Source organism: Pseudoalteromonas caenipelagi (genome assembly GCF_013140855.1).
Lineage (GTDB): Bacteria > Pseudomonadota > Gammaproteobacteria > Enterobacterales > Alteromonadaceae > Pseudoalteromonas > Pseudoalteromonas caenipelagi.
In genome coordinates this window covers 42,122-56,633 of sequence record NZ_JABBPG010000002.1, presented here as the reverse complement: position 1 = coordinate 56,633, position 14,512 = coordinate 42,122, and the positions used below count along the sequence as shown (strand labels likewise).

Genomic DNA, 14,512 nt, shown 5'->3' with positions numbered 1-14,512 from the left:
AGCTATGCGCACCGAGCACACTCAAATAGTGATTATTGGTGCTGGTATTGGGGGCTGCATTGCAGCCCTTGCGCTGGCAAAACACTACCATGTAACGCTGATAGACAACCATGAGCAACCACCGGAAAAGGTTGGCGAATGCTTGCCCCCAGCTGCTCGGCGCATCTTGAAACTACTTGATATCCAATCGCTTCTGGATGATGGCCCGCATCTAGTTAGCCAAGGCATGCTTTCTTACTGGGGTAGCCCACAACCAACCGTGATGGATAATTTACGCAACCCGGATGGTTTGGGGTGGCATTTAGATCGCCCCCATTTTGAGCGCCAATTGCGGACACAAGCACAGTTACGAGGCGTACAATGTTTGTGGCCTGCGACGCTTAAAGAATCCGTATATCATGATCATAAATGGCACCTGCAAATTTCAGCGCAACAATACGCACTGTTAACCGCAGACATAGTAATCGATGCAACTGGAAGGCACTGCGTGTTTGCCCGCAAACAGAATATGAAACGCAAGCAACTAGATAAGTTAATGTCTATTTGGCTCACAGGGCAATTCAAAGTCACCAAGAATATGGCGCTCATTAGCAGTACAGACAATGGCTGGTGGTATAGCGCACCACTGCCCACTGGCGGTAGCTCAGCAAACATATCAATCGGTCAAAGCCGCATAGTCTCGTGGCAACTTGACCCTGAACACCTACAAAAACATCAAGACAGCCAATGGTTTTTGAATCAAGCCAAGCGTGTGAACGGTTTTGGTACTTTGATAAAGCAACTAATTGAGCGTAGCGAACAGTTACACGGCATCGTCGCTGCTAATACGTCTCGATTAGAACACTTTTACGGACAGCAATGGTTTGCTATCGGCGATGCTGCTATGAGCTTCGACCCACTGTCATCACAAGGCATGTTTAATGCCATGGCCAGCGCCATGCAACTAAGCGACTTGTTAATTCAAAATGGCCTTGTAAGTACCCAAACTGCACTCCAGTACCAGCAACAAATGGAAAGTGTTTGGGAACAATACTTACACCATAAAAATGTGTATTACGCACAGGTAAGCTAGCACAGCCAATAAATTCAAAAGTTAAGTAACCTGAGCTTTGGTTAAGTAGCTTTGGTTGCTTGTACTATCAAAAACTCCCCTTCAGGCGTTGCAAGCAAGCGCTTTTCAATGTTGCTAAACGCAAACTGCTTTAGCAGTTGTTTAATGCCTGCAAAGGCTTTTAAATTGTCATTCACTTTAAGTGCACCGCCTGTTGGCGTGTTCATGTCTTCGCACAGCCAAATTTTTCCCTCTGACTTCAAGCTGTTAAATACTAACTGCATTCCCAGCTCAGCGTCGCTCCAGTGATGTAAAGAAAACGCAGCAACAACCAAATCGATAGACTCTGCCTGCACGTTTAACGACTCAGCGCCAGCTTGCAAAAATTTTAGTTGCGCATCGCTTAGACCCGTTTGTTGCTTGCGTTTGTTAGCCAATTCAATCATTTTTGCACTTGGGTCAAGGGCCAGCACCGACGCGCCCTGTGCGTAAGTAGTCAAGCAAACACTTAAAAACCCCCCACCACAACCAATCTCAACAATATTGTCGTTATCTGATACGCCTGCAAGGCTTGGAATTTGGCGGTGAAAAGCCAACTCACCCCATTGTTGATCGTACGCCAGTGCCTGCTCTTTACTCCAATGACTCATACTCTAAATACTCATTAATTAAACACCAGACTATTTTCACCTAACAGGAAAGCTTTATTCAGTGCTAATATTTTCTTTAAATCGGCTTATTTTTAGTATTTAGCATGACTCAATATGTAAACGTCCATGCAGGCTACCTTGAGGTAGATGAACTCGACAATGAAGACCATCATGCGCATGAAGACTATGTCATTACGCTTTTGCTATCAGGCTATGTCACTTTAAAAAGCGACAGTGCAACGCAAATACAGCCGGGAACACTCACATTGGTCCCCTCTGGCTTTCCTCATACATTACTCAAAGGCAAAGCTATGTCTGTTCATTGGCTCAGCTTTGGTCTCACTAATGAGCAACAAGCCCAAAATGATGATTTGTTTTTACCGTTTAGACAAATAAGGCAAGGTGCCTTGCCAATTGCCCAAGTGAGCCAATCAAGGCTGCCCTATATCATTACGTTATTTGAAGAAGTTCAACGTGCCTGCTCTGCTGAAAAGCCATATATTGTGCTACAGAGCTTAATTAATCTCATTATCAGCGAAGCTGCCAGTGCATCTAGTATTAGCGAAGTCTATGTCGGCCATGAAACCAAAGTCAGTAAAGCGATGCAGTTTATTGAGCGCCGTTGCTGCGAGGGCATTAGCCTAAAAGATGTAGCTCAAGCCGTACACCTAAGCCCCGCTCACTTAACAACTAAAATGAAAGCATCCACTGGCTTTACCGTAGGGCAATGGATCTCAAAACACCGTCTAAAAGCAGCCATTAATAGACTAGAAACCACAGATGATACTATAGAGCACATCGCCCATAAACTAGGCTGGAGCGACGTCACCCATTTTATTCGGCAATTTAAAAAAGCCTACCACAGCACGCCTGCTGCATGGCGCAGACGACATATTGCAAACACTGAAAAACCGTAAGTTAGAAAAGCCGAAGATCCTTTGCAAAAACGAAGCATGATGACATTGAGAGTGTATATAATTTAGCCTAACCTTCAATTTAAAAACGTATTAAGCTAAAGGATTAACAATGTTAAATTTTATTACAATGCGTTGTTTTTATTTTGACAATTTCATAGCTAGCGCTTCGCACTATTTAATGATACCAACTTTGCTCACCTTCTTTCTTTGTTTGGCAAATATCCACTCAGCCAATGCTTACGAGAAGGGGCAAATAGAAATAAATGCAGCAACTTTAAACAAACTACAGATTGACCCTGCTAAGTTAAGTAACCTAAACGTCCCACCAAGTGCGCTTGATAAAAACAACGCAATAAACCATCCAGCTTTTGAGAAATATTTTACTCAACCTTATACGACTGAGTTATTTAAAGATAACTTCAAATTATTCAAGCAACCCATCGTTTCAGAGCAGAATCAATCACTCTTAGAGCAAACAACACAAAAAGAGGCGTATTTAAAAACGTTATCCTCCAGCCCTTTTTTAAAGAAGTTTTCAAATCACCAAATATTTAGAGTTGTTGGCGATTCGCCCAATCTGATTAAAGATTTAAGAGGCATGGCTGATATTGAGCAATTTATACCTGAAAGCTATGCAGGTGTTGATAGACTAACGGTCGCATATGCATGGAAACGCCTCAAAGATGTATGCCCCACATGTGCTGTGGTTCAAGGCTTTGACGATAATCCAACTACTTTACCCACTACTCAAGTTAATATTTCAGACAAATACTCATCATCTTTTAGTGCGAGTCGCTTAAATATTGACTCAAGTGATGAAAAGGACGAGTGCGCTCCCCCTCTGTGGATGTCGGTGGAAAGCATACAGCTGGAGCAAATTGCAAAAAAATACGGGCTAGATTTCAACTTAAAAGAATGCTTCAAAGACGATATCAAGCTGTTACTGAAAAAACTAAATGAAAAGGAATTATAATGGCGATCAGGTTTGTTTACTTTATTTTATTATTTATATCACCCTTTTGCATCTCTGCTGAAAACAGCAAAGACTTACCTCCACATGAGTACTTTGCCTCACAAGAGCTGCTAAGAGATAAGCTTTTAATGCAAAAACAAATTGATGAAATTAATCGGCATGAGAAGTTTGAAAAAGAAAAAGTTACTGCATCAATTGAAAAAATGAAACACAGAACCAGTGTGTTTTACTTTCAGTTCATTCAAACAATATTCATTTTTTTCATGGTTATGGTACTTGTCTTAGGTGGTTTTTATCTGGCCTTTTTACAATTTAAGTTGGACCGAGAAATAGCACTTAAATCAATTGAAAGAAAACAAGATGCCGATACTATAGCCGATAATTCGCAACAAGAAGAGGGGACGCAGCAGAGCAATTCTGTCGAAATTTCGATGACAGGCATTAAATTAAATTCTTCTGTGATTGGGCTGATCATTTTAGCCATGTCTTTCGCATTTTTTTATTTATATATAAAAGACGTATACACAATTGAGCTTTTTAAAGAGCCAAAAGCGTCTGCAACCTCAACAACTGATGAAAAGCCCCCCACTTAATGGATGAATACTTTTGTGTAGAAAAAGATGTGGCCTAGCGTGTCGGTGGGGTCACACAATCAAGTAACTGACACTCGACTTCCTTCAACTTATTTTTACTCACTTTAGACCACTCTCTTATTACCTTATGATTTAAAAACAATTGGTATAGACAGGTTTCCACAAACTAGAGGTTGATAGAGTTAATTTGTGCATTGGGAATTTTCACACAAGTACACATGCGTAATTTTAGGGTATGTTAGATGACACCCTGTTAGTTGGAAAAATACTTTTTGTTTAGACGCTTTTGCTGCCAGTAGAGCACTAACCATATAGTTTGCCCCATCAACGGAGGTATCGAGCACATACCAAGCGCTACTACTACACTCCTCAGCGGCATTAATTGTGTTTGTTTTCACCCTTGCTATAAATGTGCCGAAAGTCATATTTGTGATCTCTCCTGGTGAGCTATAAGATTCTGCCGATGAAATTGCAGAAAATACAATTATAAAAATCAGTATTAAATATTTCATTTTTATCCAAAATTAATGTTTGTAGTTATACAATAAAAGCCAACTAAAATTACTCAAAAGATAATGCCTGTCTGCTTTCATGCTTACTTTAATAAATTTTTCTTCGTAATCACATTTTGCAGATCTGATTTACATCATTTGCTACATTAAGCAATTTATCGATTAAAGGTTATATTTGAGCAAAGTAAGTTGAGTGGTTTTATCTACCACCTAACTCCACTTCGCCAATTTTGCACTTGTCATCAGACAAATAAATAGCGATAGTCTTATCAGCCATATACGCTGCAAGCAAAATTGATAAAATTTCAGATTTCCCTTGATGGTCAGGATACAACGAAGCATAGTTAGGTCCGTAACCGCTTTGTGATGTGCAACCTGTTAACTCAGGAGAAATGCGAACGTTAATTCCACCATTCACAACCCCAACAATTTTTGTGATCTTTGCCTGCTTTATCCAACCTTGTTCGGCAAACGCGATCGAATTCCATAACAGGGCAACTTTTAATATAACTAAATATACTAAGCTAACTTTATTCATCTTTTACTCTTTTAATTGCAATATTTACTTGGCGTGGATTCACGTTAATGTTCTACGTATCAATCTGCTTCCACATCAATGTTCGGATATAATTGGAGATAATATTATCATGTTAGCTTTCTTTTGTACCTAAAAAAACAGTAAAGTAAAAACCTGTTCAAGTAACAACGTTTAGTAACATAAAATTCACACCGCATACTTTATACCTTCAATTAGTACTGTGATGCTACTGCCTTTTTTACTTACCAAGGAAACACTATGAAGTATGCGCTATTCGTCGCGGGCGTCACCGCAGCCGCTATATTTGGCTCTCCCCCTTTACAAGCTCACTCTTTTCACGTTACCCCTTATTTGCAAACAGCCTCTGCAAATAGCATGTGGATCAGCTGGGAAACCAGTGGCGGTGATGAATCGATTGTGCTTTGGGGTATCACACCTGAGCTTGACCAACAAACTTCAGGGCAAAGCAAAACCGGTAACTTGTTAAGTCGACTACATGAGGTACAGCTAACGGGGCTCAAAGCCGATACAATTTATTATTATCGCGTTAAAACAGGCGATGCACTTAGCGATGTATTTAGCTTTAGAACACCACCACTGCCAACACAAGAAAAAAGCTCACGTATTTTAGCCATGAGCGATATGCAGCAAGACTTAGCAAATCCTAATAAATTTCGTGATGTGATCAACAACGGCGTTATCCCATATGTAGAAAACGCGCTGGGTATGAGTCTACACGATGGCATTAACATGACCTTGATCCCGGGGGATCTAGTCGACAACGGTAACCATTACGATAGTTGGCGTAACACCTTTTTTGGGCCAATTGCACCTCTTGCGCGCCACGTGCCTACTTACCCAGCACCTGGTAACCACGAAAACGACACTGATTACTTTTTTAACTACTTTAACTTACCTAAAAATGGCAGCCCCAATTACTTAGAGCACTGGTGGTATCAAGACCAGTCAAATATTCGAGTTGTGTCGCTTGATACCAACACCGCGTATCGTATTGATGAGCAACTACAATGGCTCGATACAGTGTTAATGCAAACATGTACTAACAGTGATATCGATTTTGTGTTTGCACAAATGCATCACCCACATAAATCAGAAATGTGGTTAGCGGGTGAAACCGATTATAGTGGCAAAATAGTATCAAGGCTTGAGCAGTTCTCAAGCGCTTGTAACAAACCCAGCATTCACTTTTTTGGTCATACCCATGCCTATTCACGAGGCACCAGCCGCGATCATAAACATGCCATGGTTAACGTTGCTTCCGCTGGCGGTAACTTAGATTACTTTGGTGAATATGCCCAAGCCGACTACACCGAATTTGCAGTTAGCCAAGATGAATATGGCTTTGTGATGGTTGATGTGCAAGCAGGAGATGACCCTTATTTTGAAATTAAACGTATTTCGCTGGGCGATGAAAATACTCCCCTTAATAATGTGCAACGCGATAGCTTAAAAGTAAAACTCAATAACACCTCACCCTATACGCCAGAAGTGCTTTGGCCACATACGGGCGATATTTCATCAAGTTGTAACTTGGCCACTGCTACCCTCTTTGCCGATGCCGATTTAGATTTATTTGGCGCTGCACATTGGCAAGTAAGCACACAATGTAACGACTTTTCTACCCCTGTATTTGATCATTGGTATCAACATCAAAATATTTGGAACGAGCAAGATACCCGCGCCAACAAAGCACCCAATAGAGCCTTATTGAAAAACCTACAAGCAAATCAAAACTATTGTGTAAGAGTAAGAATGCGTGACCGAGCGCTTGCTTGGAGTCAATGGTCTACGCCCGTTGCTTTCGCTACTACAGGTGCTGTGCCACTGAGTGACAACCTGCTAAGCAACGCAGGTGCTGAGCACGGAGTTGAACACTGGCAAGGCAGTGGCCCAATCGAGAGTTTAAGCAGCGGTCAATGTGATGCGGTGTCAGCGCACAATGGCAGTCATTTATTTGCCATCGGTGGTGTATGCGCCAATGAGCAAGGATATGGCAGTGCGTTTCAGCGTGTAGATGTAACCGATTACGCACCACTCATCGAGCAAGGTGGTCTAAAAACACACCTAAGCGGCTACATGCGTAACTTTAATGGCAGCGATATCCCTACCATACATATCGAGTTTAAAGACGCCCAGCTTAATACTTTGGCAAAAAGTGACACGCTCTCTGGCGCAAACTCTACGTGGAAAATGTTTGCCAATAGCGCAGTTATACCGCCCCAAACACGCTATATTGACTTTGTACTTACAGGTACACGTAAAGGTGGCACCGATAACGACAGTTACTTTGATTCATTGAGTTTAAAAGTTGAAACGCAAGCAGCAAGCTGTCCAATTATCAGCGATAAAGGCCCAACAGGCGCACCTGTTGAACACATCACTCAAGACCAAACCACGACCACAAACTTGCTGCAAAACCCCGATGCCGAAGCAGGCATTAGCGGCTGGAGTGGTAATGGCCCAATCGAAGCGCTAACCGATAAGCAATGTGGTTCTGTTCCTCCATTTGAAGGACAAAAGTTCTTCGCCGTAGGCGGTGTATGCCAAGGTGAAACTGCTTTTACGAGTGTATCTCAAAGAGTCAGTGTGCAAAATATCGCTCACATCAGCGATGGGAATGTGACAATTAACTTTGGTGGTATGCTGCGTAATTACAGTGGCAACGACACGCCCGCCATAAAATTGTCTTTGTTTGATGTATCAGGTGCACTAATCAGCAACAGCGACAACCTAACTCACCAAAGTGCACAGTGGCAGGGCGTAAGTGGCCAACTCACTTTGCCAGCAAACACCGCATTTATTGACTTTGTTTTAACTGGCAAGCGTAATCATGGCACTGATAACGACAGCTACTTTGATGCTCTTTACTTAACAATAGCCAAATAATTTCACTGCTAACCAAGTACATGGCAGTAATTGCTGCCATGTTTATTTATAGTGGCACTTAATTTGAATGATCTATATTATCACTGATAGCACGATAAAAAGTTGTCGATTTAGTTGCGTGTTTTACAATAGTATAAAGTAGTACAGAAGTATTAGCTTCTTGAGGAGCACAATGATCAACGCTGAACAAATGTCCGCAGTATTGGCGGCGTTACCTGACCCTGTTTTTTTACTCTCAAGAAGTGGTAAGTACGTGGCTATTTATGGTGGTAAAGACGAACGTTATTATCACGATGGTAGCAACTTAATCGGCAAATCAATTCGCGATTTAATCGAAGCAGACAAAGCCAACTGGTTTATTGATACCATTGCACGTGCATTAGACTCAAAAGCGCTCCTTATTGAAGAATATGAACTGAGCAACAAAGATGTAAAAGGCCTGCCAGATGAAGGCCCGTCAGAACCCATTTGGTTCGAAGCACGTATCACCCCCCTAGATTTTAGGGTAGAAGATGAAGACGTGGTGTTATGGGTTGCCAGTAATATCTCTCAGCGGCATAAATTGGAATCACAACTGCGAAAGCAAAGTGATACTGATTTGCTCACCGGACTATATAACCGTCGACGCTTAGAACGAGAGCTGAACTACCATTTTAGTGCTTTTAAACGCCACGGCAATTGTGTGTCACTTCTAATGTTTGACCTTGACCATCTGAAAACACTCAATGACAGCTTAGGGCACCATGCTGGCGACCAAGCGATTTGTACCGTTGCACAAACCTTGAAAAAAACGTTACGTCAAACCGATATTGCTTGTCGTTTTGGTGGGGATGAGTTTGTAGTGATTTTGCCGCACATCAAAATGCAACAGGCAACACACACCGCGCAACGCATAAGAAGCGCTGTTGAAGAAGCATTTGCAGACGTAAGTAACTCACCACATAACATGATTACTATCAGTGTGGGCGTAACCGAGGTATTGGCTTCAGATGTCTCTTGTTCGCAAGCGCTTAAACGCGCTGATGCTGCCATGTATGAGGCAAAGCACCAAGGTCGTAATGCTGTCATTACTCAATAAGTGACGTATAGCCAAAAGAAAACGTAAAAATATTGAGTAATTTGTAGCATTATCCCAATAAACAAAATTAAATACAGCCTTACTCAGAATTAAATTGTGCCCTCCTTCATTGGCTTATAAGCATTTCACAAAGTGATAACAACGCCCGTTTTTTTGCTGCTCTAAACTTAGAGTAAGCAGCAACAAAAAGTGGGTGAACTTATGAAGAAGTGCTTAGTATGGCTTGGATCATTAAGTGTTTTATTTGCCTCAGTCACAGGGGGAGTGATCCTATGGTCACAGCTCGCTGAAGACCAGTTCACTTACCGACAAGTGCAAAGCATTGCCCCGAGCACAGATAACTTACTACTTGATTTTTATCCACATATAGCCAAAGTACAGCGCCCAGTAGACACCTTTTCATTCCCAATAGAACTTGGCCAAATTGGTCCTACGCAAAGTCTGTACTCTGGTCCAAATCAATATCCATTTTTTTGCATGACACTCGACTCAGGACTTGGGCAACCTCAAGTAGATAACCAATCAGGCTATGGTGTAGCCGTGTATGATCAAGATAATAAGGTGATCGGGTACAGTAAAGACTGCGGAGTAAAAACAAGGCTCGAATACTACACTATCGATAATAACCTTGCCCCTCAACCACTCACACTGACCCAAGCAAAAACTTTCTCAGGGCCTTTATTTAGAGTCGAAAGAGGCTCAATAAATCGCTTTATCTACACCTTGGTAATGCCCATTTCCAACCAAGAAGTTGGCGATAGAAATGCGCAATCACAGTGGAATAAACGACTCATTTATCAATTTAACGGTGGCTCAGGAATTGGCTATAGACAAGGGCGGCAACATGCTTGGAAAGTGATGCAAAGACAAGCAAAGCAATTACTCGATGGTTATGCGGTGATAAGCTCAAGTGGCAATAAAACCAGTTACACCTACAACATGCTATTGGCTGAAGACACCGCACGGAGGGTAAAAAAGCAGTTTACCAGTTTATACGGTGAACCACTTTATACAGTAGGTATTGGTGGATCGGGGGGAGGCTTAGCACAGTATCTTATTGCACAAAACAGCACCGGTATTTTAGATGGACTCATTCCGCTATACAGCTACCCCGATATGATCACGCAAACCACCTACGCCTTAGATTGTGACTTGCTCAATAACTATTTCACATTCCGAGCAGACAACCGAAAAGTATGGCGAGATTGGGAACGGCGCAGACTCATTGAAGGTATGAATGCCATTAACGACTTCCCGCAACGCGCTGGCTTTTTGCAGCCGCTCAATCAGCTAATGGCTGGGTTTGTGCCGTCATTTCCTGATGGAAATAGTGAATGTATCAATGGCTATTTTGGACTCTCTGCTTTTATTAATAACCCTAGGCAAGGATTCTTAAGACAATTTTTTGCAAAACCTGTTGTAGAGCAAACGAATTGGAGTTATTGGCAAGATATGCAACATGTGTTTGGTACAGACAAACATGGCTTTGGACTCAGCACATGGGACAACGTCGGCGTACAATACGGTTTAAATGCACTGATTGATGGCAAAATCTCTTTTGACGAATTCATTGATATCAACACCCATATTGGCGCTTGGAAAGCGCAAAATGACATGCATCAAGAACATATAGTTACTCCCTTTGGCACACAAATTCCGCTTTGGCTATCTTTATGGGGCAGCGATAACATTACTAAGGCAGAACAATCAGCAGCACCAAGGCACCATGGAGATTTGCAAGCAATGGAGGCGGCTTATCGCTCTGGACAAGTATTTATTGGCAGAGTCGACTTACCCATTATCGACGCCCGTCATTACCTAGAAAATGAATTGGATATGCACCATATGTCGGCGTCTTTTTACAGCCGTTTACGCATTAATAAAGCCAATGGTCATAGTCACAACCACGTCATTTGGGTAGCACACAAAGATCATGACCCAACATCACAAGCGTTTGCTATGATGGATCAGTGGCTGTTAAATATCAAAGATCATTCGCCTATGGGCATACTCGCCGCTAAACCTAAACACTTAAAAGATACTTGCTTTAATGAAGATGGCAGTATCTATGCAGCAGGCGATAAGGTGTTTGATGGTCAATGGAATCGCAAACCAGAAGGTGCCTGTCAGTCTCGTTTTCCTATGTACAGCACCAGCCGCATTGAAGCAGGCGCTCCTTGGGCTGGCGATTTATTCAAATGTGCCCTTATGGATATCGACACAGCCGTGCAACAAGGCCTTTATGGAGATAAACTCGCATCCGATGACATTGCAGCGTTAAAACGCATATTTCCACAAGGTGTGTGTGATTACAGCAAGCCCGATGCGGGTCGACCATTTAACATTTAATTGTTTGAAATTGTTTATCATTTACTGTACTTTCGAGTTCAGTTTACTGCTTGGAGTTTTTATGGAAGCATTATTTTCGTACGGAACACTGCAACAAACGCAAGTACAATTAGATACCTTTGGCCGTGAGTTAGACGGTAGTAAAGATACACTGATAGGCTATACCCTAGGTGAGGTAACCATCACAGATCCTAAAGTTGTCGCCAGCAGTGGTAAAAGCGTACACCCTATTTTGATACACACAGGGTCGCCTACAGACCATGTAAATGGCACGGTCTTTTTACTTACTGACGATGAACTGACCCAAGCCGATAACTATGAAGTGGATGAATATGTTCGCGTACAAGCACATCTTGCTTCAGGAAAAAGGTGTTGGATTTACGCTGCTGGTAAATAATGACTAAAACTGAAAAACGCCTAGAAAAACAGCTTATAGAGCTACTTACTCAAGCCTGCGAGCAGCTTAAAGATGAGATTCCGCATTTTTTATATCTCAGCCATACCGCGTCTTTAAAAAAGCTACAGCAAACACTGGTTATTGAGCTTTTTTGTAGCCACAGCTTAACTGCCAGCGAGCTGGCAATAGCCTCCTCCACTGTCAATGTTTATTTGGCACAGCTAAGCTGTGCAACTAAACCCTCCAGTTTAAAAGTCACCCTGCTAACCGGACAAAAGCTTTAACACCTGTAATAAGTTGTTAAAGTTTGTATTTTGACATTCCAAACACTATGTACCTAAAGTATGATCCGTTCATTTTATATACTCCTGTAAGGATGTTGAGACATGCCCCAATTAAAAATGAGCACAATTGTGCTGTGTTGCCTACTTGCCAGTGCGTGCACTTCGGATACCAACTCAGACTTAGTTAAAACCGAAGCAATTTGGTCAGACGTATTAGTTAAATCTGATGGCAGCGGCACTAAAGTTGTTGCTGAGCTTAATGTGAGCAATAGAAATGGCAACAATATTAATCTAGTGGATGGCGATAAATTGTCTGTTACTGCCACAAATACTGCTATATCGGCAAATATGACCAAGGTGATGACAAAGGACGACAAGCTTTTTGACATCGATTACCGAGCGAACTTCCCTTATCATCAGGCCGACACGCAATATGAAATAAGACTATATCGAGCTAAAGACGAGGTAACACTCAGTAGCATGGTAAAACTCCCTGAGACCGTATCTATTCTCGCGCCACAAAAGGGACAAACCTTCACAGAAGACGAAATTTTAGAGCTGCACTGGGCAAAAGCAACCAAGATCAGAGGCGACCAATCGCTTACTATTAACTTAAGCAGTACCTGTAAAAATGGCGATAAAGAAATCAACTCTTCTTATATCTATCACGATGTAGAAGATGACGGCATGTTAGGCATAGACTTCGAAACCACCAGCTTATTTAAACAAGAAGGACTCACTCAAGATTTTAATTGTAAGGTGTCATTTAGCTTTGAACGTAGACGCTATGGCACTGTTGATAGCCGATACGCATCAGGCAGCAGAACGTATGCAATACAAACTAAGGTGCTAGATAGCATTAACGTGATTTTAAAATAGCAGGTGCAAAAAAACACTCGGCGGCAAATAGCTTGCCGCCCATATAAATCAACAAGTAACACTCAGAGTGACTCATACTCAGCACTCACCGTATTAAAAGGATTTGTAATATGACTCGATTTGCTACCATTAGCCTAGGCTGCGCACTATTGTGTGCATGCTCTTCAGAAACAACCGACTCTAATTTGATTAAAACCAAGGCTATTTGGTCGGATATTTACGTAACCTCAAACGGCCAAGACAGCCGCGTAATTGCAGAGCTTAACGTAAGCAGTAAAAATGGTAACAACCTCAACTTGGTGGCGGGTGATAAATTAAGTGTTACCGCAACCCAATTCACAGTTGTTAACGGTACTGATGCGGTAGAAAGTGTTATCACTAAAGATATGCATAAAGACGTCGACATCTTCGACATTGATTACCGCGCAACCTTGCCCTTCAATCAAGAAGATACCGAGTATGAGATACAGTTTTACCGTGCCGATGATAAAGAAACACTCACAAGTATTGTGACGCTGCCACAACCAATGGTGATCACAAGCCCCCAACAAGGGCAAGTATTCCCAGTAGATGAAGTATTAGAACTCAGCTGGGAGCAAGCAGCGGTATTAAAAGGGCATCAGCCACTGCATATTTACCTCGAAAGTAGCTGTAAAAATGGTAGTAAAGAGATCACCAATACATATGTATTTAACGATGTAGAGGACAATGGTCAAAAGAATATTGATTTCAACAGCATCAACATTTTTAAAAATGATGAACTTAATAGTAGCTTTAACTGCAAAGTTAAGTTTGAATTTGAACGCAGGCGCTATGGAACGGTTGACGACAGATATGCATCAGGTAGCAGAGCGTATGCTAAAACCCATGCAACACTAGAAAACATCCAAATTACCCTCAAGTAACCCCACACTTTTTTAAAAATGCCGCTCGTTTAAGAGGATGATTCTGAAACAAGTTCAGAATGACGAAACGAGGTGAATGAGGCTAGAATAACGTAACTAACCAGAAAGGCGGCACAACACGCGCCGTCTTCCTGACGAAGGTCAGAACCTTTTAAGCAAAGAATGCCAACACTTGCCCCCATCGTCTTCCTGACGAAGGTCAGAACCTATTAAGCAAAGAATGCCAACACTTGCCACTCGCCGTCTTCCTGACGATGGTCAGGACCTATTAAGCAAAAAACGCTAACACTTGCACCCCGCCGTCTTCCTGACGAAGGTCAGGACCTTTTTAGCAAAGAACGCTAACACTTGCACCCCGCCGTCTTCCTGACGAAGGTCAGGACCTTTTTAGCAAAGAACGCTAACACTTGTACCCCGCCGTCTTCCTGACGATGGTCAGGATCTATTTTCAAAGTATTTTTTGTTCGCTGTTCCCAAAT

Annotated in this window: 13 protein-coding genes; 11 read left to right on the top strand and 2 right to left on the bottom strand. The window is 42.1% G+C overall.

Going from position 1 to position 14,512, the window contains the following annotated elements:
• The first annotated feature begins 4 nt into the window (after positions 1 to 4).
• Positions 5 to 1,072: an NAD(P)/FAD-dependent oxidoreductase gene (locus HG263_RS04910; RefSeq protein WP_171624966.1), complete on the top strand. Its 1,068-nt coding sequence runs from the start codon at positions 5 to 7 to the stop codon at positions 1,070 to 1,072.
• Positions 1,073 to 1,113: 41 nt separating this feature from the next.
• On the opposite strand, the gene HG263_RS04905 is transcribed toward HG263_RS04910, so the two are convergent.
• Positions 1,114 to 1,701, bottom strand: coding sequence for a class I SAM-dependent methyltransferase (locus HG263_RS04905; protein WP_171624965.1), 588 nt, complete (start codon positions 1,699 to 1,701; stop codon positions 1,114 to 1,116).
• A 104-nt stretch (positions 1,702 to 1,805) separates the two neighbouring features.
• Here HG263_RS04905 and HG263_RS04900 point away from each other — a divergent pair, with 104 nt between their 5' ends.
• The 3 genes from HG263_RS04900 (at position 1,806) to HG263_RS04890 (ending at position 4,184) form a co-directional block, all read left to right on the top strand.
• Positions 1,806 to 2,618, top strand: a complete 813-nt coding sequence (locus HG263_RS04900; protein ID WP_171624964.1) for a helix-turn-helix domain-containing protein — start codon at positions 1,806 to 1,808, stop codon at positions 2,616 to 2,618.
• Positions 2,619 to 2,727: 109 nt separating this feature from the next.
• Positions 2,728 to 3,591, top strand: coding sequence for a hypothetical protein (locus HG263_RS04895; protein WP_171624963.1), 864 nt, complete (start codon positions 2,728 to 2,730; stop codon positions 3,589 to 3,591).
• Between the two features lie 128 nt (positions 3,592 to 3,719).
• Complete coding sequence (locus HG263_RS04890) at positions 3,720 to 4,184, top strand: hypothetical protein (RefSeq protein ID WP_171624962.1); 465 nt, start codon at positions 3,720 to 3,722, stop codon at positions 4,182 to 4,184.
• Between the two features lie 711 nt (positions 4,185 to 4,895).
• On the opposite strand, the gene HG263_RS04885 is transcribed toward HG263_RS04890, so the two are convergent.
• Positions 4,896 to 5,234, bottom strand: a complete 339-nt coding sequence (locus tag HG263_RS04885) for a hypothetical protein (protein ID WP_171624961.1) — start codon at positions 5,232 to 5,234, stop codon at positions 4,896 to 4,898.
• A 258-nt stretch (positions 5,235 to 5,492) separates the two neighbouring features.
• On the opposite strand from HG263_RS04885, the gene HG263_RS04880 reads away from it, so the two are divergent.
• The 7 genes from HG263_RS04880 to HG263_RS04850 all read left to right on the top strand — a co-directional run bounded on the left by HG263_RS04880 (position 5,493) and on the right by HG263_RS04850 (position 14,033).
• Positions 5,493 to 8,141, top strand: coding sequence for a purple acid phosphatase family protein (locus HG263_RS04880; RefSeq protein WP_171624960.1), 2,649 nt, complete (start codon positions 5,493 to 5,495; stop codon positions 8,139 to 8,141).
• Between the two features lie 172 nt (positions 8,142 to 8,313).
• The gene (locus HG263_RS04875) at positions 8,314 to 9,219 is read left to right on the top strand and encodes a GGDEF domain-containing protein (RefSeq protein WP_171624959.1); all 906 of its coding nucleotides are present in this window, start codon (positions 8,314 to 8,316) and stop codon (positions 9,217 to 9,219) included.
• 201 nt (positions 9,220 to 9,420) lie between these two features.
• Positions 9,421 to 11,568 (top strand): DUF6351 family protein, encoded by a 2,148-nt coding sequence (locus tag HG263_RS04870; RefSeq protein WP_171624958.1) that lies wholly within the window; start codon positions 9,421 to 9,423, stop codon positions 11,566 to 11,568.
• A 61-nt stretch (positions 11,569 to 11,629) separates the two neighbouring features.
• Positions 11,630 to 11,965 (top strand): gamma-glutamylcyclotransferase family protein, encoded by a 336-nt coding sequence (locus HG263_RS04865; protein ID WP_171624957.1) that lies wholly within the window; start codon positions 11,630 to 11,632, stop codon positions 11,963 to 11,965.
• Positions 11,965 to 12,249, top strand: coding sequence for a hypothetical protein (locus tag HG263_RS04860; RefSeq protein ID WP_171624956.1), 285 nt, complete (start codon positions 11,965 to 11,967; stop codon positions 12,247 to 12,249). The genes HG263_RS04865 and HG263_RS04860 overlap by 1 nt, the downstream gene beginning before the upstream one ends.
• A gap of 102 nt (positions 12,250 to 12,351) precedes the next feature.
• Positions 12,352 to 13,128 (top strand): hypothetical protein, encoded by a 777-nt coding sequence (locus HG263_RS04855; protein WP_171624955.1) that lies wholly within the window; start codon positions 12,352 to 12,354, stop codon positions 13,126 to 13,128.
• A gap of 110 nt (positions 13,129 to 13,238) precedes the next feature.
• Positions 13,239 to 14,033 (top strand): hypothetical protein, encoded by a 795-nt coding sequence (locus HG263_RS04850; RefSeq protein WP_171624954.1) that lies wholly within the window; start codon positions 13,239 to 13,241, stop codon positions 14,031 to 14,033.
• Positions 14,034 to 14,512 lie beyond the last annotated feature (479 nt).